Source organism: Alcaligenes sp. Me129 (assembly GCF_050487245.1).
GTDB lineage: Bacteria > Pseudomonadota > Gammaproteobacteria > Burkholderiales > Burkholderiaceae_B > Alcaligenes > Alcaligenes phenolicus.
Window position 1 is genome coordinate 46,724 of the sequence record NZ_JBKQGX010000013.1, and the last position, 23,451, is coordinate 70,174.

The 23,451-nt window shown below is 56.3% G+C and carries 15 protein-coding genes; 6 read left to right on the top strand and 9 right to left on the bottom strand.

The genetic code is table 11. From position 1 onward, the window contains the following. From ACLPGZ_RS13815 to ACLPGZ_RS13825, 3 genes are all read left to right on the top strand, one after another. Complete coding sequence (locus ACLPGZ_RS13815) at nt 1-2,748, top strand: DUF3141 domain-containing protein (RefSeq protein WP_429641552.1); 2,748 nt, start codon at nt 1-3, stop codon at nt 2,746-2,748. 37 nt (nt 2,749-2,785) lie between these two features. Further along, a complete protein-coding gene (locus tag ACLPGZ_RS13820; RefSeq protein ID WP_060186352.1) occupies nt 2,786-3,538 on the top strand; it encodes an SDR family NAD(P)-dependent oxidoreductase in 753 nt (250 codons plus the stop codon). Nucleotides 3,539-3,647: 109 nt separating this feature from the next. Then, entirely contained in the window at nt 3,648-4,400 is a 753-nt protein-coding gene (locus ACLPGZ_RS13825; protein WP_021446930.1) for an SDR family NAD(P)-dependent oxidoreductase, read from the top strand. Between the two features lie 204 nt (nt 4,401-4,604). On the opposite strand, the gene ACLPGZ_RS13830 is transcribed toward ACLPGZ_RS13825, so the two are convergent. The 3 genes from ACLPGZ_RS13830 to ACLPGZ_RS13840 form a co-directional block, all read right to left on the bottom strand. Then, nucleotides 4,605-5,864, bottom strand: a complete 1,260-nt coding sequence (locus tag ACLPGZ_RS13830) for an FKBP-type peptidyl-prolyl cis-trans isomerase N-terminal domain-containing protein (RefSeq protein WP_429641554.1) — start codon at nt 5,862-5,864, stop codon at nt 4,605-4,607. Beyond that, nucleotides 5,861-6,223: a hypothetical protein gene (locus ACLPGZ_RS13835; protein ID WP_060186354.1), complete on the bottom strand. Its 363-nt coding sequence runs from the start codon at nt 6,221-6,223 to the stop codon at nt 5,861-5,863. Before ACLPGZ_RS13835 ends, ACLPGZ_RS13830 begins: the two co-directional genes overlap by 4 nt. A 327-nt stretch (nt 6,224-6,550) precedes the next feature. Continuing rightward, complete coding sequence (locus ACLPGZ_RS13840) at nt 6,551-7,747, bottom strand: MFS transporter (protein WP_035272025.1); 1,197 nt, start codon at nt 7,745-7,747, stop codon at nt 6,551-6,553. A 219-nt stretch (nt 7,748-7,966) separates the two neighbouring features. On the opposite strand from ACLPGZ_RS13840, the gene ACLPGZ_RS13845 reads away from it, so the two are divergent. Next, complete coding sequence (locus tag ACLPGZ_RS13845) at nt 7,967-9,313, top strand: aminotransferase-like domain-containing protein (RefSeq protein ID WP_137431186.1); 1,347 nt, start codon at nt 7,967-7,969, stop codon at nt 9,311-9,313. 372 nt (nt 9,314-9,685) lie between these two features. Here ACLPGZ_RS13845 and ACLPGZ_RS13850 read toward each other — a convergent pair whose 3' ends face one another. Both ACLPGZ_RS13850 and ACLPGZ_RS13855 read right to left on the bottom strand, forming a co-directional pair. Next, a complete protein-coding gene (locus ACLPGZ_RS13850; RefSeq protein WP_137431185.1) occupies nt 9,686-11,098 on the bottom strand; it encodes an amidase in 1,413 nt (470 codons plus the stop codon). Further along, the gene (locus tag ACLPGZ_RS13855) at nt 11,091-11,273 is read right to left on the bottom strand and encodes a hypothetical protein (protein WP_003803240.1); all 183 of its coding nucleotides are present in this window, start codon (nt 11,271-11,273) and stop codon (nt 11,091-11,093) included. Before ACLPGZ_RS13855 ends, ACLPGZ_RS13850 begins: the two co-directional genes overlap by 8 nt. Nucleotides 11,274-11,675: 402 nt before the next feature. On the opposite strand from ACLPGZ_RS13855, the gene ACLPGZ_RS13860 reads away from it, so the two are divergent. Both ACLPGZ_RS13860 and ACLPGZ_RS13865 read left to right on the top strand, forming a co-directional pair. Then, nucleotides 11,676-12,794: a fimbrial protein gene (locus ACLPGZ_RS13860; protein ID WP_081055408.1), complete on the top strand. Its 1,119-nt coding sequence runs from the start codon at nt 11,676-11,678 to the stop codon at nt 12,792-12,794. Nucleotides 12,795-12,954: 160 nt separating this feature from the next. Then, the gene (locus ACLPGZ_RS13865) at nt 12,955-13,953 is read left to right on the top strand and encodes an EAL domain-containing protein (RefSeq protein ID WP_082453639.1); all 999 of its coding nucleotides are present in this window, start codon (nt 12,955-12,957) and stop codon (nt 13,951-13,953) included. A 32-nt stretch (nt 13,954-13,985) separates the two neighbouring features. Here ACLPGZ_RS13865 and ACLPGZ_RS13870 read toward each other — a convergent pair whose 3' ends face one another. The 4 genes from ACLPGZ_RS13870 to ACLPGZ_RS13885 form a co-directional block, all read right to left on the bottom strand. Next, complete coding sequence (locus ACLPGZ_RS13870) at nt 13,986-14,645, bottom strand: response regulator (RefSeq protein ID WP_035272032.1); 660 nt, start codon at nt 14,643-14,645, stop codon at nt 13,986-13,988. A gap of 22 nt (nt 14,646-14,667) precedes the next feature. Further along, nucleotides 14,668-17,811: a hybrid sensor histidine kinase/response regulator gene (locus ACLPGZ_RS13875; protein WP_239054550.1), complete on the bottom strand. Its 3,144-nt coding sequence runs from the start codon at nt 17,809-17,811 to the stop codon at nt 14,668-14,670. A gap of 96 nt (nt 17,812-17,907) precedes the next feature. Then, nucleotides 17,908-20,670 (bottom strand): ATP-binding protein, encoded by a 2,763-nt coding sequence (locus ACLPGZ_RS13880; protein WP_239054549.1) that lies wholly within the window; start codon nt 20,668-20,670, stop codon nt 17,908-17,910. Nucleotides 20,671-20,696: 26 nt separating this feature from the next. Then, complete coding sequence (locus ACLPGZ_RS13885; protein WP_429641558.1) at nt 20,697-23,372, bottom strand: fimbria/pilus outer membrane usher protein; 2,676 nt, start codon at nt 23,370-23,372, stop codon at nt 20,697-20,699. Nucleotides 23,373-23,451: the final 79 nt, after the last annotated feature.

The window sequence follows — 23,451 nt, forward strand, 5'->3', positions numbered from 1 at the left end:
ATGATGACAGATAAGTCTCGTGACGACAGCACGGCCTGGTCCTCCTGGATGATGAATCCCTGGAACCTGGGTCAGACCGTCTCCTCGTACCTGGTGGACGCCTGGCAGCGCGCCATTCTGTATGCCGATATCGAGCGTCAGGTCGGGGATCAGTACCAGGCTCAACGCAAGGTTGAGGTGCCCAATGTGCTGAACTTCCCGGCTGAACTGGTCATGTCGGGCCTGAGTCTTCCCCGACCCGTTAACTATCTGATGGTGCGCATTCTGGCACCGGAAGATCAGCCTACCGATCCCAGCAAACGTCCTTTCCTGGTGGTGGACCCCAGGGCAGGGCACGGACCGGGGATCGGTGGCTTCAAGTCCGACAGTGAAATCGGTGCTGCGCTGCAAGCCGGGCACCCTTGTTACTTTGTTGGTTTTTTACCGGACCCTGTTCCCGGTCAGACCGTCGAGGACGTGATGCGTGCCCATGCTGCCTTTGTCAGCAAGGCGGCAGAGCTGCATCCGGAAAGTCAGGGCAAGCCGGTGGTGATTGGCAATTGTCAGGCGGGCTGGCAGGTCATGATGGCCGCCGCCGTCTGGCCGGAGCTGTTTGGCCCCTTGATTCTGGCCGGTACGCCCGTGTCCTATTGGGCCGGTCGCAACCCCATGCGTTATGCCGGAGGTCTGCTGGGCGGCAGCTGGCTGACTGCTATGACCAGCGACCTGGGCAATGGCCGTTTTGATGGTGCGTGGCTGGTCAAGAATTTCGAGAACCTGGACCCGGCCAATACCTTGTGGTCCAAGCAGTACAACGTGTACGCCAAGGCCGACACCGAGGCCGAGCGCTATATCGGTTTCGAGAAGTACTGGGGGGGTTATGTCTTTTTGAATGATGTGGAAATGCAGTACATCGTGGACAACCTGTTCATTGGCAACAAGCTGTCTACAGCCCAGTTGTTGACGTCGGATGGCATCCGTATCGACCTGCGCAATATTCGCTCGCCCATTGTGGTGTTCAGTTCCTTTGGCGACAACATCACGCCGCCTGCACAGGCCCTGGGCTGGATTACTGACTTGTATCTGGACGACGATGATGTACGCAGTCACGACCAGACCATTGTGTTCACGACCCATGATCGTATCGGGCACCTGGGTATTTTTGTGTCGGGCAGTGTGGGCAGTAAAGAGCACCGCAAATTTGCCAGCACGATTGATCAAATTGACCTGTTGCCCGCCGGAATTTATCGGGCCACTGTCGAGGAAACGCCCGACGACGACACCTTATTGAATGACCCCTATCTGATGTCGGTGCGTCAAAGCAGTCTGGCTGAAATTGCGGAGATTGTGCAGCCTGATCCCGAATCTGATCGCCGCTTTGCTGCCGCTGCCCGTCTGTCGGAAATCAATCTGGCTTTTTACAAGAGCACCTTGCAGCCTTGGGTAAAAGCTTTGACTACGCCTTATACCGCCGCGTTGCTGGAAGCATTGCATCCCATGCGCTTGTCTTACGAGTCCTGGACCAGCGCCCATCCCTGGGCCGCAACGATCCACCAATGGGCCGAGAATATCGCACAGCAGCGTCAGACTGTGGATGAGGATAATCCTTTCCTGGAGGCGCAGGAGAATTTCTCCCAGGCCATGGAACGGGTCTTGAATAATTATCGTGACCGCCGCGACAGCATCTATCAGATCTGGTTCGACACCGTCTATGGCTCTCCTTTGCTGATGGCCCTGGCCGGTCATGCACCGGGCGATTCCATCCCGGCGCGTCCCCATCCTGGTAGTTCGCCCGAGCATCTGGCCTTTGTACGCCAGCAAATGCACAGATTGGATGGCTTGTTGAACGAAGGCGGTTTGCTGGAAGCAGCACTGCGTGGTTTGTTCCATATAGCCAAGCAGCGCAACAGCGTGGACGAGCGTTATCACCATGCCGCCATGCGTTTGCGCGAGCAATACGACACGGGCAATTTTGATATTGAAAAAATGCGTGCTGCGATTCGCGAGCAGGCCCTGGTGCTGGCGCACCACGGTCATAAGGCCGTGGAAGCGATTCCCCATTTGCTTAGCAGGCAGACGCCCGAGGAAATTCGTCTGGTGGCATCCCTGATCAAGCAATTGATCAGCGCCATCGACGAACAAGACCCTGCCTCCGAGGCGGTAACTCAAGCTTCCCAAGAAGTTCTTGGCTTGTTCGAGTCGGCCGCCAAACAGCAGGAGCAGGGCGAGAAATCGAGCAGTGCAGGCACCAAGCCCGTCGCCAAAACAGCAAGCAAGGTCACAACGAAAGCAGCTGTTAAAACGACGCCTGCAGTGGCCAAGAAGTCGGCTGTTCCTGCGTCAGTAAAGCCAACGGCGGCCCAGCCAGTACAGAAAACGGTCGTGAAATCGACTGGTACATCGTCACCAGCTACGACCGCTAAAACAGCGGCAACAGCACCAGTGAAAGCAGCCGCCAAGCCCGCAGCTGACAAGCCTGTTGCTCGCTCCATGGGTGATACCAAGGTTGGCGCCACGACAAAAGCAGAGGGTAATACAGCGGCCAAACCCCAGGCCAAATCGGCGGAGCCCAGCAAGGAAACGGGTAAAGCGACCCCCGTTGCTGGGACTCCAGCCTCCGCCGTTTCAAGCTCGGCAGCTCCTGCTACAAGCAAATCGCCAGTATCTAAACCTGCCATGAGCCCATCGCCAGCATCCGGACAGAGCAAGGCTGTAGCTCAGCCTGCCAGCACGGGCGCTCCGTCCAGGACTCGTCAGCGCAAGTCCTGAGATTTGGCGTGAATGAATTTTTGAAGGAGTTTTGAGTATGAAGTATTCATTTTCCGGCCACTCTGTTCTGGTAACGGGTGCAGCCTCCGGCATTGGTGCCGCCACGGCCCGCATGCTGGCGGCCAATGGATTGTCGGTCGTGGTGTCCGACGTACAGGCTGATGCCGTGCAGGCCGTGGTCAAGGAAATTGAGCAGGCCGGTGGCAAGGCCGTGGGCAATGTGGCCGATGTCACCCAGCCTGATCAAGTAAAGGCGGCTGTTGATTGCGCCATTGAGCATTTCGGGGCCTTGCACTTTGCCGTCAATAACGCCGGTGTGGGCGGGGATTCCGGCCCGGCTGGCGAAATGGACCTGGATGGCTGGCGTCGCCTGATCGACATTAATCTGAACGGCGTAGCCTATGGCCTGCGCTATCAGATCCCCGCCATTTTGGCGGCAGGGGGCGGCGCCATTGTGAATATGTCTTCCATCATGGGCCTGGTTGCCAATCCGACATTGCCCGGCTACAACGCGGCCAAGCATGGAGTCGTCGGCCTGAGCCGTTCTGCGGCTTTGGAGTATTCCTCCAAAGGCATACGCATCAATACCATCCACCCCGGTTATGTGGATACCCCCATTCTGTCGGGCTTTGATGAGGCCGCGCGTGCTGCTTTGGTGGCCCAGCACCCGATTGGTCGTTTGGGCCATGCGGATGAAATCGCCCATGCCATTGCCTTCCTGCTTTCGGATGGTGCCAGCTTCATGACGGGCGCCTGCATGGTGGCCGATGGGGGCTACACCTCTATTTGAGTTGGGGGATCACGTCGCTGCGAGAACAAAATCAGTATTTCAATCCAAAATTAGCCAGCGAAAATCCGGGCCCCACTTTTACTGGGGCCTATTTTTTAGGAGTTCCACAATGAAGTATTCATTCTCTGGTCACTCTGCTTTGGTGACGGGGGCAACGTCAGGTATTGGCGCTGCAACCGCACGTGTGCTGGCTGCGAATGGTTTGTCTGTGGTGGTGTCCGGTAGAAATCGTAGTGCCCTGGAGGAGGTGGTCAAGGAGATCGAACAAGCGGGTGGCAAGGCGGTAGCCCAAGTAGCCGATGTGACCAAGCCCGAGCAAGTGAAAGCCTTGGTGGATTGTGCCATTGAGCATTTCGGCGCTTTGCACTTTGCTGTCAATAATGCAGGCATTCTGGGCGGCTCCAAGCCGGTTGGGGAGATGGATCTGGATGATTGGCATCGCCTGATCGATACCAATCTGAATGGCGTAGCCTATGGCTTGCGCTATCAGATTCCGGCTATTTTGGCAGCGGGTGGTGGGGCGATTGTGAATATGTCGTCCATCATGGGCCTGGTGTCCAATGCCCGTTTGCCCGGCTATAACGCGGCGAAACATGGGGTAGTGGGGTTGAGCCGAGCCGCTGCGCTGGAATACTCCTCCAAAGGCATACGCATCAATACGATTCACCCCGGCTATGTGGATACACCGATTCTGTCGGACTACGACGAGGCGGCGCGGGCTGATCTGGTGACTCAGCATCCTATTGGCCGCTTGGGGCATTCAGATGAAATTGCCCATGCCATTGCCTTCCTGCTGTCGCAGGGGGCCAGCTTCATGACGGGAGCATGTCTGGTGGCCGACGGGGGCTATACCGCTCGTTAAACGACAGGTTTGGCGGCTCTTTTTTTGTGTTGGAGCCGCCATCCTGTGTTGGAAAATATACTGATGCCGACATCCGACATCCGACATCCGACATCCGACATCCGACATCCGACATCCGACATCCGACATCCGACATCCGACATCCGATACCTGATATCCGGCTCGATCCTTGATGCGGAGGAATGGGGCACCTCTATTCCAGTCTTATTTCACACCAATAATTTTGATGGTAGTGATCGATACCGAGCCCGGCAGCACACCAGTAGCAGCATGAGCCTCGGTGATAGGGATATGGATTCTTGCCGAACCGCCAATACCCAGTTGTTTGACGATATCTTGGAATAGGGGCGGCAAGTTCGTGGTGAGACTGGTTTTGGTTTCTCTGGCCGCCAGCACCTCACCTGTGGCCAGTTCCTCATCCAGTTCAAACAGAATGTCGCTGCTAGCGGTTACCATGGGCGCCTTGCCCTTGCTCAAGATTTTGTAGACCACACCATCAGGCATTTTGATTGCGCCTTTTTCGGCTCCAGCCGCCGCAAGAACAGACTTAGCCTGTTTCTCGTTCTTGGACAGCATGGCTTGCTCCAATAACTTGTCTACGTTGGCCAGCTCCACAGAAATGATGCTGGAGGACAGCTGCAGGCGTTGATCGATCTTGTCGCTGAAGCCTTGTGAGAAGGCTTGCAAATCCAGTGTTTTGCCAATGGATGCCAGCTTCTGTGTCTCGTGCGGCGCACTGTCCGCATACCAGGCTCCGATGGCATAGCTAAGGCGGATATCTGACGAGGCTGCATCATTCACAATCATGCGCCTGGGGGCTCCGCCAGATTCTGCCTTGCTGGCAGTAAGAGCCTGCGCGACCAGTCTGTGCTGCAAGTCCTGTTTTGTTTCCTTCAGACCATCAATTTCTTTTTTGAGGGTGGTGATTTCAGCCGCATTTGCAGCCAGTCTGCTGTCTTGTGACTGGCCATTAGACAGCTCCAGGCTTCGGTCTCTTTGCAGGCTTTCCAGTTCTGATGCCAAAGCATGTTTCTGACTCAGCTCTTCTTCCAGACGCTGACTCAATTCCTTGATCCGTGCTTGGTTCTGCTCCTGATCGATAGCAATGGGCGCCAGGACCAGAGCTCCATCCGGTTCTGCCTGTAGCTGCTGGAGTTGTTGTTGCAGCTGGCTATTCAGGTTTTCGGCATCCGACAGGCGCTGTTGCAAGGCGATCAACTGAGTATTGGCTTGATGCAGTTCGTTGCGGAGCAAGGCGTGGCTGTTGTCCTGATCAGAATCGACAGCGAAAGAGGGGACGGTATTTCGCTTTACTGGATTTGAGGCGGATTGGGGGCGAGCTAGGCCGTCGCCAATAATGTTTTCCTGGGCCAGGCGGTCCAGTAAACCTGTTCCAACCGAGTGAGAGGCCTCATAGAAAATCAGCAAGGTGCAGCACAGGGCTACATTGAAGTACTTTTTCATAGCTTGTTCAGGGATTGAACGCGATCGACCATATTGGAATAGACGGCGTTGTTGATCCGGATGCAAACCAGGGAAAGCATTTTATTCACTTCGGTCAGCATGATTTCAGACGCATTTTCATCAATCAGAGATGCATTGGCCTTGTAGATGCCAAAGTTCTCATCAATGGTCTGCATTTGCTGTCGATATTTCTCATAAGAGACGGGGTCCAGCTCTTTTAGCGCCGCGAATTCCTGATAGCACTTGTCTTCCTTGCCCGACGCGGCGGATTCCGGGGTGGGCCGAACAGGGGCGCTAGCTTGGCAAGCAGAAAGAAAAAGAGCGACCAGGATGGCCGCGCCGGGAACAGCGAATCGCATAAACACCTCGAGACGTTCGACTATCTTTATTCAGATTCTTTTAGGGGACGAGCATTGAGTTCGAGCGTTGCAGCCAAGTTGGGACATGCAGGCCATCGCTGCCTGTGGTAAGTGATAGCCTTGCGTGGCGTGATCAGAGTGTCTGGGCTTGTGCTGCACGGGAATTGGACCATGCAGATGCGGGCAGAAAATTAAGAACTATCTGATTTTCACGGTTCGCGATTATCGACAGGAGTACAAAAATCCTGCCGCTTTTCATAGGAAGCCGTGATTGTGCAGGGGCGGGCTTGAAAGCCCGCTAGCGTGTTCAGTGGGTAAGGTCCGGATCTATGGCTTGCCTGATGTTTGGGGCGGAATATAGATCAGCGACAGAAGCAGTAGCATCAGGCAGATAAGTCCGGCCAGAATATTGGTGCCGCTCCAGCCAGCAAAGCTGAACAGGAAGGCAGGGGCAAAGGCACCCAGTGTGGCAAAGATGGAGACGCCCAGATCATTCAAGCCCTGTACCGCCATAGCTTGCGGCTTGCCTTCCAGGCAGTTGCTCAGCAAGGCACTGCCACCGACATAAGTAAAGTTCCATCCCAGCCCCAGCGTTAACAGGGACAGGCTCAGCGCCGTATAAGTATGAGCCACGATATTGGCCAGACTGCTGAGCAGCAAGAGCACGATGCCGCTGATGGCAATGGTTTTCAGGCCAAATTTTTGAATCAGAAAGCCGGTGAAAAAGGAGGGGGCAAACATGGCCAGCACATGCCATTGAATGGCGGTGCTGATATCCGAGAAATGCACATGAAGATGGGACATATGCATGGAAGCTTGAATCATCAGCAGATTCATGATGCCGTAACCTATGGCCGCAATGCAGATGGCAATGGCCAGGGTTTTGTTGTGCAGCACCAGTCCAAGTGCCTGGCCACGGCTTTTTTCCCCGGGTGCCGCGCCATGACTCGGTTGTACTTCTTTGATGAGCAGATTCAGCATCAGCGACACTAGGGCCAGAACGGTGAAGGCAGCATAGCAGGCGGCAAATTCCTGTCCGAAGCTGCTGCTTTTCAAACCCCGTATCAGCATTGGGCCTGACACGGCGGCAACTACCCCGCCAGCCACAACTAATGAAATGGCGCGTGGTTTCAATCTGTTGTTCAGTCCGTCCGTGGCCGCAAAGCGATTGAAGTTGGCAAAGGCAATATAGATTCCCAGCAGGGCGTGTGAGGCCACCAGCCAGGAAAACAGCTTCATTTCTATCGCCCAATATCCCACCACCCCCGATACAGCCAAAGGCAGGCTTGCCAGCAGAAAGGATTTCTTGCGACCTATGGCAGCCATCAATCTGGAGGCGGGCAAGGTAAAGAGCATCACAAACAGGAACTGAAAACCGTAGGGCACGGTGGATAACCAGGGCTCGGGGGCCAAACTGCCACCTACCAAAGCAGCCATGGTGACAGACATGACGGCAGTGGTCAGGTTGATGGATTGGGCCAGAAAGTAAAGGTAGGTTCTGTAAGGAAGGTGGGTGGCAGTCATGGTGCTACGTGGCGAGGGATATTGAGGCTGATCGTGCAGTCAGGAACAGCGGAAGTGTGATGCAACGCGTTCTGCATGTGCAGGAGAAAATGCTGGTCACGCCTGCACATGCTGGTGGGGATTTTGGCCTTGTCGGGGGCCCCTGTCTCGAACAGTCGGTGTACTATCCTGAAAACTGTTAGCTAATTTTTTCTAACAGTGTTTGGGGAGCAGGCAGGTATGGGTTTTCATGAGCGTTTGAAGGACGCCATCCTCCAGGGCGAGTGGGCGGTAGGGCAGCAGTTACCTTCGATTCGCAAGATGATGGCAAGGGAGGGTTTGAGCCATCACACAGTCGTCAGTGCGTACACCCGTCTGGTGGGTGAGGGCATGCTGGAGGCCTTGCAAGGGCGCGGTTATTTTGTGGCCCGCTGGTCCGGTTTGAACGAGGACCTGCCCATTCTGCCGTCCGAAGCCCCGATGGATCCCTTGTTTAAACTGCTGCAGGCCAGGCCCGAGCAGTGCAAGCTGGGCTGTGGTTGGTTGCCCCTGCCTTGGCGGGATACGGATATGCTGGCCAAGGCCATACGCAAAACGGCCCGATCTGGCCGTAGTGGTTTGGTGGAGTATGGCGATATTCATGGGTATCTGCCGTTACGCAAGCAGTTGTCCCTCTTGCTGCGTCAATCGACCTTGATCCAGGTTTCCCCTCAGCAGATTTTGACGACCCTGGGAGCAACGCAAGCCTTGGATCTGATCTCGCGCACGGTGATTCGCGCCGGGGATCATGTTCTGGTGGATGAGCCTTGCAGCAGTAATTTGATCAAGCTGATTCGTTTGTGCGGTGGGATACCTGTCGGGGTGCCTCGTCTGGCGGATGGGCCGGATGTGGCGGTGCTGGATCGTATTTTGCAGACTCACAAAGTGCGGGCTTTTTTCTGCAATAGCACTTTTCATAATCCAACTGCTGCGGGTTTAAGTCCCAAGGTGGCTTTTGAAGTGCTGAAGCGCGCAGCCGAACACGATTTTCTGATTGTGGAAGATGATGTGTATGGGGATTTTTTCCCTGGTGTGCGTCAGACGTTTGCGGGGTTGGGGGATTTTGAGCATGTGGTCTATATAGGCAGTTTCTCCAAGTCGCTGTCGGCTTCCTTGCGTATCGGATATCTGGTTTGTGGGCCGAAGTTGATGGAGTCCTTGCTGCGTCTGAAATTGTTGACCAGTGTGGCCGTACCGGGGTTTTGCGAGCGTTTTGTGAATACGATTCTGGCCGATGGCACTTATGCCAAGCACACGCAGGCGATTCAACGCCAGTTGATGACGCACCAGCAAATTGCGCAGAAGGTGCTGAAGGAATATGGCTGGGAGTTCGAGGTACAGGCGCAAGGTGGGATGTTCTTGTGGGTTCGGCATCCGGATCTGCCGGATTTGGCGGATTTTATTCAGCGGTTGGAGAGCAAAGGGGTCTTGCTGATGCCGGGAAGTGCGTTTGCCGTCAGCAAGGAGTTCAAGGACAGGACGCGATTGAATGTGGCGCATTTGATGCCTGCGGTGTTTGATTGTCTGGATGTGAGTGTGGGAGCTTGATTCTTGGTCAGTATCTGGGTTTTTTTGCCAAGACGCCCCTCAAGCCCGCCGCCCGACCAATCGGCTGAGCCCTTGCCGGTGCTGCGCACCGGTGCCCTTGGCGTACCATTGCTCCGGGCGCGCCCTTAACTCCGGGGGTGACTGGTCCCCCGGACCAGCCACAAGCGTCCCCGTCAAACAGAAGGGCGCTTGCATCCCTACGCAATGGTTCGCCGGCGGCAAGGACTCTGACCCGCCGATTGGTCGGGCGGCGGGCTTGAGGGGCTTGGGAAATACATAAAGAGCAAGCCAGAATCCCAAATTGGAGTTCTGGCTTGTGGTGTAAAAAAACGGCCCCGGCTGCCTATGCATACAGGTGGGGCCGGGGTCGGCTTAAGGCTTCAGAGCGGGTTGGTGTCCTGCCAGGGGTTTCATCGCTTCTACGGCGTAGGCTACGTTCAGGATGCGTGCTTCCTCAAAGGCAGGGCCGATGATTTGCAGGCCTACGGGCATGCCGTTGGAGATACCGGCGGGCACCGTGACGGCCGGCAGACCGGTCAGGTTGCTGGGGCCGGTAAAGCGGATGCCTTCGTCGATGAAGTCCAGCGTTTTTCCGTTGATGTTGACGGTATCCACGCCAATGTCCGGTACCTGGCAAGGCAGGGTGGGGGCGATGATGACGTCTACGTCGCTGAAGGTGCCGGTAAATTGCTGTTTGAGGGCGCGGCGTACTTGCTGGGCTTGCAGGTAGTCGATGCCGCTGAACAGTTCGCCCAGTTCAAACAGGAAGCGAATGTCACCGCCAAAGTCCTCTGGGCGTTTGATCAGGTCCTGGTGGTGGATGGTCGCCGCCTCGGTCAGGCTGACGGCCAACTCGGCCCATTCGGAGTAGCGCAGGGCAGGCACGTTCAGGGGGATGACCTTGGCGCCCTGTTTTTCCAGGTCGGCCAGGCGGTCGCGAATGACTTTTTCAATTCCCGAGTCGACGTTCTTGAAGAAGTAGTCTTCGATGATGCCGATGCGCAGACCTTTGACGTTGCCGTTCAGAGCGCTCAGGTAGGAGCCGACAGGGACATTGGCGCAGGTCGGGTCGCGGGGATCAAAACCGGCAATCACTTCCAGCATCGCGGCAGCGTCCGCTACGGTTTTGGACATGGGGCCAACGTGGTCCAGGGTCCAGGCCAGCGGATAGACGCCAAATTTACTGACGCGTCCGTGCGTGGGTTTCAGGCCCACAATGCCGCAAGCGGCCGACGGGATGCGAATGGAACCGGCTGTGTCAGTACCCAGCGTGTTGTAAGAGCTGTGGGAGGCAACGGCGGCGCCGGAGCCACCGCTGGAACCGCCGGGGACGCGATCAGGGTTCCAGGGGTTATGCACGGCACCAAAGTGCGGGTTGTTGTTGTCAATGCCCCAGGCATATTCGTGCATGTTCAGCTTGCCGGTGAAGATTACCCCGGCATCGCGCAGCTTGGTGGCAACGGTGGCGTCGTCCTTGGAGACAAAGTCCTTGTGAATCTTGGAGGCCATGGTGGTGACCTCGTTCGCAAAGTAGATATTGTCTTTCAGCGCCAGGGGCACACCATGGAACACGCCCTTGTACTTGCCGGCCATGATGTCCTGTTCGGCTTGCTTGGCACTTTTTCTGGCCTGCTCGGCGGTGACGGAAATGTAGGCGTTGGTCTGTGGGTTCGACTCGTCGATGTAGGCCAGTAGGTTGTCGGTCACTTCGACAGGAGAAACAGCCTTGTTGCGCAGTTTGTCCGCCAGTTCAATGACGCTTAGCTCAAGCAATTCCTTATTCATGGTGATCCCCTCCGGCCAGGTGTTTGATAGCAAGGTCGGCATCGTCAATGGCAATACCTTCCAGATTGCCTTTCATGGCTTGAATCTCGCGCCATTTGGTCTCCAGCTTGGCCAGATGTTCGGGACTGGGGTGTATTCCTTTTGCAGCCAGGGTGTCTTTGACACTTACAGTCATTTGTCCTCTCCTTATCGTTTTCAAAACCGTGCATGCGCCAATGACGCGCACAAAAAAAGCCCCACCCCTGGTGACAGGGAGTGAGGCTTTATTGCCTGCATGTCGCTGGCAACGTTGGCAGCGCATGCATGTGTTTTGGCAGACTCAGATGTCTGCTTTTTCAATCTACAAAATATTGATGCCTAAACATACTGGGGTTTACCAGAGGACGTCGAGGACGGGAAAAGCTCGTCGATTTTGCAGCTTTCCGGCCTCTGATCTATGCGCTTTAGCCGGCTTGATTCACAGATTCAGACAGTAGGTAAAAAGCACTATCGGAATAGTCTTATGGTTTGTTGGGGTATGAATGGGTGAAATTATATCTGGGTCTTTTTACATGCCTATTTAAAAAAAGGTAATCCCATGAGAAATAAAAAATGCAAAAGCAAGTTGTGTTCAATACTGGTAGCCGGTTTTTTTACCTGCTTTTCCGTGAATGCTGTTGCTCAAGCTAGTGAGGATTGCCTAAGAAATACGGATTTGAATTTATATGACTGGAAAGTCGAGCCTTATGGAAATGGATTCTATAACGGTCAGGTAATAGCATCAGCATTGACAAACGCGACATTCTTTTATTCGTCAAAAGAGCGTAAAGCCAGTGTGGATGCGGGGGGAGTGAACGGTGGTAATCACCCCTATAACGCTATTCCTATGCCCAAGACACCTGGTGTGGGAGTACGAGTTTCCTGGAATGGATTTTATAGTCTTTACGCGTTTACTGCGTCCTCTGTCCGTCCTGACGGAACCCCGGTTTCTGTTTCTTATATGGGGAAGATGTTGACCGGAGAAGGCCCAAAAAGTTACACGATTTCGTATTATTTCAAATACGAAATCGTGGTGATCGACGCGGAAAAATATAAAGGTGGAAAGCTTGAGGTCACTAATGAGCAGGCAGTTACTGCTTTTGTTTCTCGGACTAGTTCGGCAGGCAGAAACACAATTTGCGTTAATGGGATCCTTGATCTTATGGGGCCTTTGGTAAAAGGGGGCGGAATTCCCGAAATGCCCAAACCACCAGCACCCACCTGTTCGTCGGCTGACCTGAACCGGGTGGTGTCCATGCCGCCCATCACCCTCTCGCAGTTGGCCGCATATGGCAGCAGTCGCAGCGAGGGGAGGATCGCTGAACAGAACTTTGAACTGGTAGGCCGCGGCTGTCCGGTAGGTACCACGATCAAGGCCTTTTTTACCGATACTCGTGCCAGTTCGGAGCCCAAGAATTATTTGCGCTCTTCACATCCGTCGGTTGGTGTGCGTCTGTATCACCGGGATAGCCAGCAGCCAATCGAGTTTGGTCCTGCGCCTGTGGGTTCTACTTTGCCGGACCGGCCCCCCGTCGTGGAAGGGCCAACAAGCAGCTCTTTATCTGATATGCATTTGCCTATCACCGCCCAGTATGTGCAATTGCCCAATGTGCAAAGCGGCACGGTAACACCAGGCAGTTTGCAGGCCGAGGCCGTGGTCACGTTCATGTATGACTAGGCCTGTAAGGGCATCCGCTCATACAAAGAGCGGGCTGCACTGGCAAGGGCTGGGGTTTTCAGACTATTCCTAGGCCATTAGCCCGCAGGAAATCTTACGATCTCAGTTATCGATTCTGGCCTGGAAATTCCAGTCTGTTCATTGTTAGCCGGGGACATTCATGTTCGCACCATCCACTTCTCACATGCCACCTACGATGGTGATGAACTTGCTTCGTCAGCCTCGCTCGGAGTCCGGCTTGTGGATGCCCCGGCGCATTGTCCCCGCTGTCGGGCGTTCTGCTAAAGCAAGCGCAGCTCCGGTAGACAGCAAGGCCTTGAGCAGCCGCCTAGTCCGGCCTTACGGCTTTTCGGGCCGTAGCGGGTGCGCTCAGCCTGAACAGGGCGGGATGCTGATTACGCGGGCCGTTTTGCTCGATGCCTTGCGAAAGGAGCAGGTTCAGGCGTGGCTGCAGCCCAAGGTCTCGGTGCAGTCCCAGCAGTTGGTTGCGTTGGAGGCTCTGGCGCGCTGGCGTCACCCTCAATGGGGTGTCTTGTCACCCGATGTATTTTTGCCCTGGTTCAGTGAGCATGGCCTGGACGAGGCTTTGCTCTTGCATATGCTGCAAGAGGTTCTAGGTTTGCAGGCCTATTGGCGTCGTCAGGGTTTGTCGGTGCCTGTGGCAGTGAACCTGCCTACTCATTTGCTTGATGATGTCAGCCTGCCAGATCGTCTGATGGCCTGTGTACAGGAACAGCAGGGGCAGGCCAGCCAGATTACGTTGGAGTTGCTGGAAAACTCCAACACCCGAACGCCCTGCGCCTTGTTTTTAGGGGCTTCACGCCTGGTAGCGATGGGCTTTGGGCTGGCGCAAGATGATGCCGGGGTGGCCTACAGCTCAATGGAACGTTTGATGTCAGCCCCGTTTTCAGAACTCAAACTGGACCGGCAAAGTGTGAATGGCTTGGCGCACAGTCGCGAGCAAAGCGAACAGGTACAAGACTGGATCCGGGTGGCCAAGCAGCGTGGCCTGCGTGTTACTGCCGAAGGAGTAGAGCAGCAGGAGGATCTGGATTGCTTACGACAAATGGGCTGTGATTATGCCCAAGGCTATTTGTTCGCCAAACCCACACCCGCCTTTGAGCTGGATATGTGGATGCGTCAACGTTGGGCGACATGAATCAGGCATGCACGGCCCTGCCTTGTGCGTATTCAGGAGAACAGGTTGTTCTGGGTACAGAACGCAATCAGGTCCTGGTTGTTATGCACGTTCAGTTTGCGCATGGCCGATGCTTTTTGGGCGCTGATAGTCTTGATGCTGCGGTTTAATTGTTCAGCAATGGCGCTGATGGAGTCTCCCATGGCAAACAGGCGCAGGACTTCAAATTCCCGGGGGCTCAGGGACTCCAGGCGTTCCTGTACCGAGCTGGTCAGCACGTCTTTGGGCGTATCTTGCTTGAAATTGGCCGGGTAGTACTTCACGCCTTGGCGCAACAAGTGCAGGGCGACCAGGACTTCAGAGAGCTCGTCCTGTTTGAGGACAACTCCTTGTACGCCAGCATCGTACAAAGAAGAAATAATCATGGGGTTGGACACCATGGTCAGCACAATCAGTTTGACGTCGGGAAAGTGGCGCCGTAGATAAGAAATGAAGCGCATCCCGTCGCCATACTGCTCATCGCCGGGCATGGAGTAGTCGGTAATGATGGTATCGGGCTGGTTTTTCTGCAGGTGCTCGACCAGCTCCGAGGGGCTGGCAGCTACGGCCTCAACGCTCAGGTTGATATCGCGGCCCAGCAGCTCGCGTATCCCCATCAAAATCAATGGGTGATCGTCTGCAATGATGACGCGCAGTTTCTGAATGGCGGGCATTCGGGTTTCCTTGCCTGTTTTGCTAGACTTGTTCAATCAGCTCGCGTAGTGCCTGGCACACGGCAGCGGCTGTATGAACTTGTGTTTCAGTTTGTTGAGTATTTTGCCTGAAATTCTGTTCCAGTTCTTTCACTCTGTCCGCGATTTCATGCAGACCCATTACCACCAGAGCTCCAGCCATGCGATGCAGGACGGCCTGGCTTTGCGCCGCGTTTTGCTCATGCAGGGCTTGTTCCAGGGTCTGTAAATCCTTGCTCATGGTGCTGCGGAAAATGTCCCGATAGCGTTTGGGCACAGGTGAGGTAGCTAACGATTCCAGCAGACTGCTCAAGGTGGCCAGATTCATGGGCTTGACCAGGCATGCGTTCATGCCGCTTTGCGTACAGCGCTGGGCTTCGTCGCGCATGGCGTTGGCGGTAATGCCAATGATGGGTGCATTCATGCCTTGTGCACGCAGATGACGTGCCAGCTCGTAGCCCGTCATATTGGGCATATTGACGTCTGTCAGTAGCAAATCATGGTTGTTGTCATCCCACAGACTCAAGGCCTCTTCGCCATCTTGAGCCAGGGTTACCTGATATCCCAAACGCTCCAGCTGTTCACGCAAGGTCGCCTGATTGAGCGGGTTGTCTTCAGCGACCAGCACATGCAGGCCTGGGCGGCTGGGGGGCTTGATCGCTGTTTTGGCGGGTGGCGTGGACTCCAGGATTTGTGCCGGCGTGGCATGTTGTTGTGTCTGCCAGCGCTCCAGGGAACGAGCGATGCTTTCGGGACTGGTGCCATCCGCCTCGGGCAAGGTACTACTGCCATCGCGTGCCGAGACACTGAGGTAGGAGCCGAGCCAATGAGGTACCGGCTGGCTGCCGGGCATCATCACATCCAGCAAGATCTCTTCGGCCTGGCCTGTCAGGGAGTCGCTGGGCAGCAGGGCTTGTGCCTGGGCATTCCAGCGGATAAGCCAATTGCAGATCGACTCGGACAATTCGGCATGGGGTGTTCGCACATGCAGCTTCATGCCATGCAGGTTCGGGGCAGGGCGGGTTTGGGTCTCTTTGGGCTCTATGTCCAGATTCAGCGTAAAGGAGAAACTGCTGCCCAGTCCTGGTTCACTGGTTAACTGAATCTGACTGTCCATCAGTTCGGCCAGACGGGCACAGATGGACAGGCCCAAGCCTGCCCCTCGTATAGTGTGCTCGCCCGCATGGGCGACATAAAAGGGGGTAAACAGCTTGTCCTGTCGTTCGTGCTCAATGCCCACGCCACTATCAGCCACCTGAAACATTAATTGGGCTTTTCCGTGGGCAATCTGCTCAAGACGCAGTCGCACAATAATGTGCCCTGCCTGAGTGAACTTGACGGCATTGCTGATCAGATTGCTCAGAATCTGACGTATGTGCAGAGGATCGCCCAGGACGCAGGAAGGGACATCCGGGTCTATATGGCAAAACAGCAGCAGGTTTTTTTGCTGAGCCATGGCGGTATAGGTGGCAGTGCAATCCTGGACCAAAGCAATCGGGTCCAGGGGTACCGACTGCACATGGGTCTGGCCCGCTTCAATCCGGCTGATATCCAGAATGTCACTGATGATCTGCAACAACTGGTGCGAGGCACCTTGAATTCGGTCTACCTGTTGATGCTGCTGGCTATTTAATTCGGTCATGGACAGCAACTCCAGGGAGCCCAAAACGCCGTAAAGGGGCGTGCGAATCTCATGACTCATCGTGGCCAGGAAAGCGGACTTGGCCGTACTGGCTTCATCGGCGGCCGCGCGCGCGCGTTCCAGTTCACGCTGGATTTCTTCTTGTGCCGTCAGGTCCATCAACACACACAGCAGAACGTCCTGCTCATGGTAGCGGCTGGGTGCGCAGGCCAAATGCAGGCTACGTCCGTCTGCTAAATCTACTTTGCCTTCGGTGGCCTGCGCTCCCTGTTGCTGCAAGGTGTTCAGGGCCAAGGCTAGCGGTGCCTGTTCAGGTAATACATCCCCCGCATCCAGCCCCAGCCATTCCAGTGCCTGGGCATTGCCAAAAATAATCTGCCGCTTTTCTTTGCTGATCACGCACAGAGCTACCGGCGAGGTATCAATGATGCTGCGGTTGAAGTCCCGGCTTTCCAGCAGTGCACGTTGGGCCTGACGTGCTGGCTCCACCACACGGCGCCCGTACCAGCGGGCATAAGCCATGCCGCCCAGCAAACTCAGCAATAAAAATACGACCGTGCCCAGGGGCACCCATGTGCTGTCCAGCAACTGACTGGGGCTGATCAGGTAGCGCCCTGTCCAGGTGCCGGAGGGATCGCTCATTTGAAAGGCCAGGCCCCGCCAGCTGATGCTAAAACCATCGTGCTGCAAATCAGGGGAGTCGTTTTTACCGATCAGCAAACCCTGCTGGGTATGGTGCAGCCAGAATCGATACCCGACAGGCGCTTCGGACTGATTGAAAAATTCCCGCAGCCTGCCTTTGTCAAACAGACTCATGGCCTGGAATCGGGCCGGGTCTGCACCAGGTACGGGCAGTCCGGGCAAGGCAACCGGGATGATGCCCAGCATATGCAAGGGGTGGTCGGGCAGGGAAACCCACTTCACTGCTTGTGGACCGGGTAAAGGCGTGCTCCAGGGCTGGACGTGGTCGCGTGCTTCTTTGTGCGACGCAATAGGCAGGACCGTATCTGTACGGGAGGATTCCAGCTCCGGAATGCTCAGGCTGTCTTCCATGTCGGGATGGAACAGGAACAGGTAGCCGGACGGAAAATAGGATCTGGCCCAAAAGGACGCAAAGCTGTCGGCCAGATCAGCCCCCAAGGTTCCGTAGGCCTCTTTGGGGGCGCGGCAGTGCTGTTCGCAAATCATGGAAAACGAGACGCTGGCTGTTGGCCGCCAGATACTCACGGAACGGCCGCTTTCTACCGGTGGAGGTTCTGGCTCCGGCCCGGCTTGCAGTTTGGCGGCATCTGCCTTGAGCTGCGCTAAAAATCGTTCCTGTTCGTGGATATAGGCCACCGTCACGGCGAAATCGGATTTCAGACGATGGCGCTCCTGGCTGAAAAAATGCTGGCCGCCTACGACCAGAGCGCCCAGCAAAACGAAGGAGACAGGAATAACGCTAAGCAATAGTCGCGTGTGTCCACGCGAGCGCCGCGTCATACGATTAAAAGGTGAGTTGGCCATGGTTCTCCGTGAGGTCGCCGATTTGGGCAATTCCTGCCGTATCATACCGCCCTGCGCCGCGGTAGCGACGTAGCATTTGTGGCTGGTCGGGCTGGTTTAGAGGGTCGGAGGCTGCAGGCTATCGCGCAAGGCGGCCATGGGCAGAGGTTTGATCAGCAGGGCATTCATGCCTGCGGCTGACCATTCTTTGTCTTTATCCAAAATGGCATTGGCGGTAATGCCAATAATGCGTCCCTGGTAGCCTTCCGAACGCAAGGCGCGGGCCAGAGAGTAGCCGTCCATGCCGGGCATGAACAGGTCTGTAAACACAATATCAAATTGATCTTTGTTTGCCAGTGTCAAGGCGGCTTCGCCGCTGGCTTCCAGATGAGTCGTGCAGCCCAGCAAAGTTAATTGCTCCTGAAGAATTTGCCGGTTAACCGGGTTGTCGTCCACGACCAGTACACGTTGGGGGCGTACGGAGGGTTTTAATGTCTCTTTGGTCGGCTGAGGCGCGCAATCGAGCGCTTGAGCCTGCTGCACCGCTTGCATGATGTGTTCCATGGCGGTCGAGGCAGTGTAGAAGCAGTCAGGATTATCGGCTTGAGGGGTTTGGGTCTGGGTATTGGGTTGAACCATGACCTGGCGGCCTGTCCACTCAGGTGTACTGGTGGCAAAAGACGGCCAGCTATGCACCAGCACGGCCCCCGGTTTGGCGACTTGCCCGGTGTAGGGCAGGGCATAGGCACCCCAATGACGGAGCCATTTGCTGACGTTGGAGACGATTTCCGGGATGTCTCCAGTCACATAGACGGGGCGGAATGCTAATTTGGACTCGGGAGCCGGAGCTGTGCCGGGCGGGGAGGCCACAGGCAGAATCACTTCGAACGTGATACTGGTGCCCAGGCCCGGTTCACTGACCACGGACAGAGAGCCGCCCATCAGGCTGGCCAGGCGCTGACAAATGGGCAAGCCCAGACCCGTGCCAGGCTGCTTGTTGGCACCACCTTCGTTAAGGCTGAAATAGGGCAGGAACAGTTTGGGCAGAACCTCTGCACTGATGCCCTGTCCGGAGTCCGTAATCTGAAAGCGCAGTGACAGGCGGTTGCCCGGCTGGGGTTCAGTATGCAGACGCAGCACCACATGACCAGAAGTGGTGAACTTGATGGCATTGCTGATCAGGTTGCTCAGAATCTGGCGAATCTTCAGGGGATCACCAATAGTGGGAACCAGGGCCCTGACAGGGGTGATGGAATACAGTAGCAAGCCCTTGTTTTGTGCGGTTGCAGCAAACGCTGCAATAGTTTCATCCACCTGCTCCTGCGCACAGAATTCGCGCGGTTCCAGGGTGACGTGCCCCGCTTCAATACGAGACAGGTCCAGCGATTCACCCACTACCCGGAACAGTGTTTCGGCCGAGCGGCGCAAGGTGTCCAGATAGGGCGAAGGGTGTTGCTGCTTTTCGGACAGAGACAGGAGCTCCAGCGTCCCTAGAATTCCGTACAGGGGCGTGCGGATTTCATGACTCATGGTGGTCAGGAATTGAGTTTTGGCGATGTTGGCGTTCTCGGCCAGTTGGCGGGAGTGACGCAGGGCAGCCTCTTCGGCTTTTTCAGCGGTGACGTCAATAATGGAGCACAGAGCCGCGGGCTGTCCGCGGTAATGCAAGCTGATGGCATGGACACGTACACTGCGCCCGTCCTTCAGGGTAACGTCGGTGCATGTGCTGGGCTCATGCTCACCGGGTAAGCGCGTACGCCATTGATCATCACCTTGCATCCAGGTGCGTGCCTGCAGGTTTTCTTGAAAAACCACTTCACCTTGAGCGTCGACCAGGGCCAGGCCGACAGGAGCCATGGCAACCAGCTTGCGATTCAAGGACACGCTATCGACCAGGCTTTGTTGCTGCTGGCGCGCAGGCAGCAACAAGCGCCTCCGTATCAGGCAAGCGCCGACCAGAACAACGGTGGTAAAGACGGTGAGGGTCAGCAAGGCCGTGATCAAGGCATTGCGGCCATCGTGCAATAACTGTTTGGTGGGCAGGGCGTAGAGTACGCGCAGGCCGCCCGTCCCAATGGATTTGCTCAGGATGATATGTTTGGGCCAGCCTTTGCCGTCAAAACCAAAGTAGTCCTGCTGAACCCAGCGCAACTCGGACGCATCAGGCGGGGAGCTGCTGTACAAAACAGCTTGCCCGCGTATATCGAACAAAATGTATTCCGTGCCAGGTGGTGGTGGCGTCAAGGTCAGGGCGCGGTCGATATTGTTCAGTTCAAGACCCAACCAGGCTCCCTGACGGTTTTCTCTGTCTATCGGGGTGTAAGCCACCAACTGCGAGAAAGAGTCATTGTCCTGGTGTAGCCAGAGCACGGGAACTTGCCGGGCGTGAGGCTGTTTATTGATGGTGTTCAGGCGTGTGGCTAGCGCATCCACCTGTGGTTCCCAGAACCGGCGCTGGCCGTCGCGCTCCAGACGGTAGTCTCGGGCAGGATCCAGCTCGCTGTATCGCAAGGTGCCTGTGCGATGGATGGCATTCCAATGGCGGCGCGTCAGTAAAAAGACGTAGTGATCGGCTGAGCCATTATTCGGGGTGTCGAGCGTTTCCAGGTTTTGTCTATTGGACGAGAGCTGCACGGTGTCGGGAGAAACCGCTGCTGCGGCCACGGCGCGCAGCAGGACCTCACGCTGGTCAAAAAATAATTGGGCGTGGTCGGCAGCACCGTTCAGTTGCCGACGATACTCGGAAATCAGGTGCGTAGCCGATGCATACAGATATGCCCCGGTGCCCAAGGAGGCACACAGGATAAGGATTAAGGACAAGGCACCCAGCAAGACGCTGGGAAAGCGAGGAACCTGCATGCAGGGCAGGTTCTCTCGCATGGGGCTGCCTCTTAGCTGAACGGGCCTCATACTGTTCCGTCCTGGCTTGCGCCTTGTTTGGCCAGATCGCCGGGCAGCATGGGATCGGGTTCACGCTTGACACAGTTCAGGCGAAGCAATTGATAGTTCAGGCTTTCGGCTTGTTCGGCCAGCTCGTAGCGGGCGCGACACAGCTGACCATTACGGCTGATATCCAGATAGCCGCGCATTTGTTCAGGGGAGACCATGGTCAGGATACGGCCACGCGGGTCGGTCATGCCCAGTTGCTGGCCGGCGGCATCCCGCACCATGGCGCCAAAGGGCAACGCTGCACCTTGCTCATCGCGCAATTCAAACTGTACGCGGTAACCGACTTCGGCCTTGAAAGTAGCCAGGGCAACCGCACCGCGGGTAGGGACGATTTGCTGCACGGCGTTGTCGAATTCGGCATTGCGCGGGGCGTTGCGTGTATCCAGGCTGACGTGGTTGCTGCGGTAGGGGGTGGCATTGGGGATGATGGCGTAGCCGTTCGAGCCGGTCTTGACACCTGCGTGGCTGGATACGCCTACCCCGGCTACAGGCGGCTCTACTTTGGCCAGCATGATGGTCTCGCCCAGAGCCTGACCCAGGTTCACCCCGCCGCTATGCGCCACAATCGAACCATTGGCCGAGAAGTTGCCGGAGCTGTGCTGACTACCATAGGAGTAGCCGGCATTCATGCGGGCAAAAGAGCTTGCTGTTCCCACGTTGACCGAGGCACTGCTTTCACCGGCAGCACTGCGGCCACCTGCAACGGCGTAACTGATCTCGCGCTCGGTAGGCAATAGACCGCTGGCACCAGCCTGGACGGCATTGCCACTATTGTCATGGCTGACCGTGGTAAAGCTTTGTGGCGCATTTGGTCCGCTGCCCAGAGGGATACTCAAGGTCAGCATGACTGCGTTGTCGTGCGAGCGCGAAGGACCAAAGGAAGACTGCAGGTTACGGGTACGGGTGTACGACAGGTTGTAGTTCACCTTGCCGAAATGGTTGCTGTAGCCCACCGACAAACTATTGGAGGAGTTGTTCTCCCAGTTCTTGTTGTAGGAAGCGCTCAGGTACAGATTGCCACCACCTACAGGTTGGCTGATATTGGCATCGATGCGCTGGCGCGAGTCACGTTGACCGTACAGACGCAAGTGCGCTGGCGCTTCTGTAGCGGTGACGTGATCGGACAGGGTGCGATAGCCACGGCTCAAGTCGTGACGCATATTGATGGACACATTCGAGCCCGTAGCCTCGATGAACTTGTTGTAACGCAGGTTCATGCTGGTGCCCTGGGATTGCTGGCCCTGGACACGACTGGTGGAGCGGGTCGCATCCAGCGAGACCGCACCCAACTGGGTGTTCATGCCGACCCCCAGGGAATAGGCATTGAAGTCTTTGGAGACCTGCACCCCGGCGGCCAGGGTGGTGTTGGCGCTGACGCCATACAGCATGGAGCCGCTGACAAAGTGGGGACGCTCCTGCATTTCGTCGTTCAGGCGCAGTTGACCGGCGGCGATGTCATAGCTCAGGCGGCCTTCACGCACCATCAAGGGCGGGGCAGAGAATGCCTGGCGCAAGATGCGACGCGAACCATCGGCTTCGATAATGGTGATTTCCAGATCACCGTTCGAGCCCGAGGGCGCCAGGTCACTGATGGCGAAAGGACCGGGGGCGACGTTGGTGGTGTAGATTACATAGCCGTTCTGGCGTACTTCGACCGTGGCATTGCTTTCGGCCGTGCCACGGATAACCGGCGCGTAGCCCTGCTCGCTGTCGGGGCGCATGGCCTCGTCCGAGAGCATCTGCACACCCATAAAGCGCACACTGTCAAACAGGGGCGAGCGGGTATACGTCTGCCCGGCCAGCAACTGGCTTTTCAGGGACACGATATCGCGCTGGGCATAAGTGTTCTGGCTGGTAAAGGAGCTGGAACGATTGGTGCCCGAGGTGTAGTAGGAGTTGTTGCGTATGCGCCAGGGGCCGATGTTCACACCCAGGCGCAGGTCTGCACTCAGGTGGTTGGTGGCGGACATGCCTTTGCTTTGATCGCGGCGCACATTGACTCCGTAGTTCACAAAGGCAGCTGTCTGGCCTTCGTCCCACAAAGAAGGATCAACATAACCGCGTTTGCTGGGGCTCAGGTAGATCTGCGGGATGCTCAGCAGCAGACGCAATTGGGCACTTTCGTAGACCACCGTGGCGTCAGGCACAATTTCGGGCAGACGCAAGCAGGTGGACTCGGCCGACACGGGAGCGGGCAATTTGCTCAGATCAATCCCGATCTGCTCGAGCATCTCCTGGTCAAAGCAGGGCTCGTTTTCGTCCGTACGCGGGTTGCGTTTGAAGGTGATGTCGCGTCGTCCGGTACGCTGCTGGTTCACGTACAGGTCCACGCGCTGTACGCCTTCAGCGACGTTGCTGCTCGAGAGCAGGGTGCGCAAGTCGGCGGTGGAGGCGTTGCCTTGCAGGAAGGCCATGTTAAATGCCATGGAATCGCCGCTATCCAGAGCAGCAACTTGTACGGGCTCTGTCTTGTTTTCTTCGGGAGCGGGCACGGTAACGGAGGCGGTCGTCTGAGCCTGGGCAGCACAAGCTGCAAATACCATGCAGGGCAGCAAGGCAATCCGCAACGCGGCCAGTGGCTGGCGGCTGATGGGATGAACGCGATGGCAGAACAGATGGTTTTTTGTGAACATGACTCTGCACCCAGGGGGCGTGATTGACGATTTGAAGACGTGCAAGGGCTCCTGCTACTGGCCGGGTGCCAGTAGCCGA

What these genes read in the sequence shown, in the direction of transcription:
- ACLPGZ_RS13855 (WP_003803240.1), bottom strand. Translation starts at nt 11,273, where the DNA reads ATGACTGTAAGTGTCAAAGACACCCTGGCTGCAAAAGGAATACACCCC.
- ACLPGZ_RS13860 (WP_081055408.1), top strand. Translation starts at nt 11,676, where the DNA reads ATGAGAAATAAAAAATGCAAAAGCAAGTTGTGTTCAATACTGGTAGCC.
- ACLPGZ_RS13840 (WP_035272025.1), bottom strand. Translation starts at nt 7,747, where the DNA reads ATGACTGCCACCCACCTTCCTTACAGAACCTACCTTTACTTTCTGGCC.
- ACLPGZ_RS13835 (WP_060186354.1), bottom strand. Translation starts at nt 6,223, where the DNA reads ATGCGATTCGCTGTTCCCGGCGCGGCCATCCTGGTCGCTCTTTTTCTT.
- ACLPGZ_RS13820 (WP_060186352.1), top strand. Translation starts at nt 2,786, where the DNA reads ATGAAGTATTCATTTTCCGGCCACTCTGTTCTGGTAACGGGTGCAGCC.
- ACLPGZ_RS13825 (WP_021446930.1), top strand. Translation starts at nt 3,648, where the DNA reads ATGAAGTATTCATTCTCTGGTCACTCTGCTTTGGTGACGGGGGCAACG.
- ACLPGZ_RS13880 (WP_239054549.1), bottom strand. Translation starts at nt 20,670, where the DNA reads ATGCGAGAGAACCTGCCCTGCATGCAGGTTCCTCGCTTTCCCAGCGTC.
- ACLPGZ_RS13850 (WP_137431185.1), bottom strand. Translation starts at nt 11,098, where the DNA reads ATGAATAAGGAATTGCTTGAGCTAAGCGTCATTGAACTGGCGGACAAA.
- ACLPGZ_RS13815 (WP_429641552.1), top strand. Translation starts at nt 1, where the DNA reads ATGATGACAGATAAGTCTCGTGACGACAGCACGGCCTGGTCCTCCTGG.
- ACLPGZ_RS13830 (WP_429641554.1), bottom strand. Translation starts at nt 5,864, where the DNA reads ATGAAAAAGTACTTCAATGTAGCCCTGTGCTGCACCTTGCTGATTTTC.
- ACLPGZ_RS13865 (WP_082453639.1), top strand. Translation starts at nt 12,955, where the DNA reads ATGTTCGCACCATCCACTTCTCACATGCCACCTACGATGGTGATGAAC.
- ACLPGZ_RS13870 (WP_035272032.1), bottom strand. Translation starts at nt 14,645, where the DNA reads ATGCCCGCCATTCAGAAACTGCGCGTCATCATTGCAGACGATCACCCA.
- ACLPGZ_RS13885 (WP_429641558.1), bottom strand. Translation starts at nt 23,372, where the DNA reads ATGTTCACAAAAAACCATCTGTTCTGCCATCGCGTTCATCCCATCAGC.
- ACLPGZ_RS13875 (WP_239054550.1), bottom strand. Translation starts at nt 17,811, where the DNA reads ATGGCCAACTCACCTTTTAATCGTATGACGCGGCGCTCGCGTGGACAC.
- ACLPGZ_RS13845 (WP_137431186.1), top strand. Translation starts at nt 7,967, where the DNA reads ATGGGTTTTCATGAGCGTTTGAAGGACGCCATCCTCCAGGGCGAGTGG.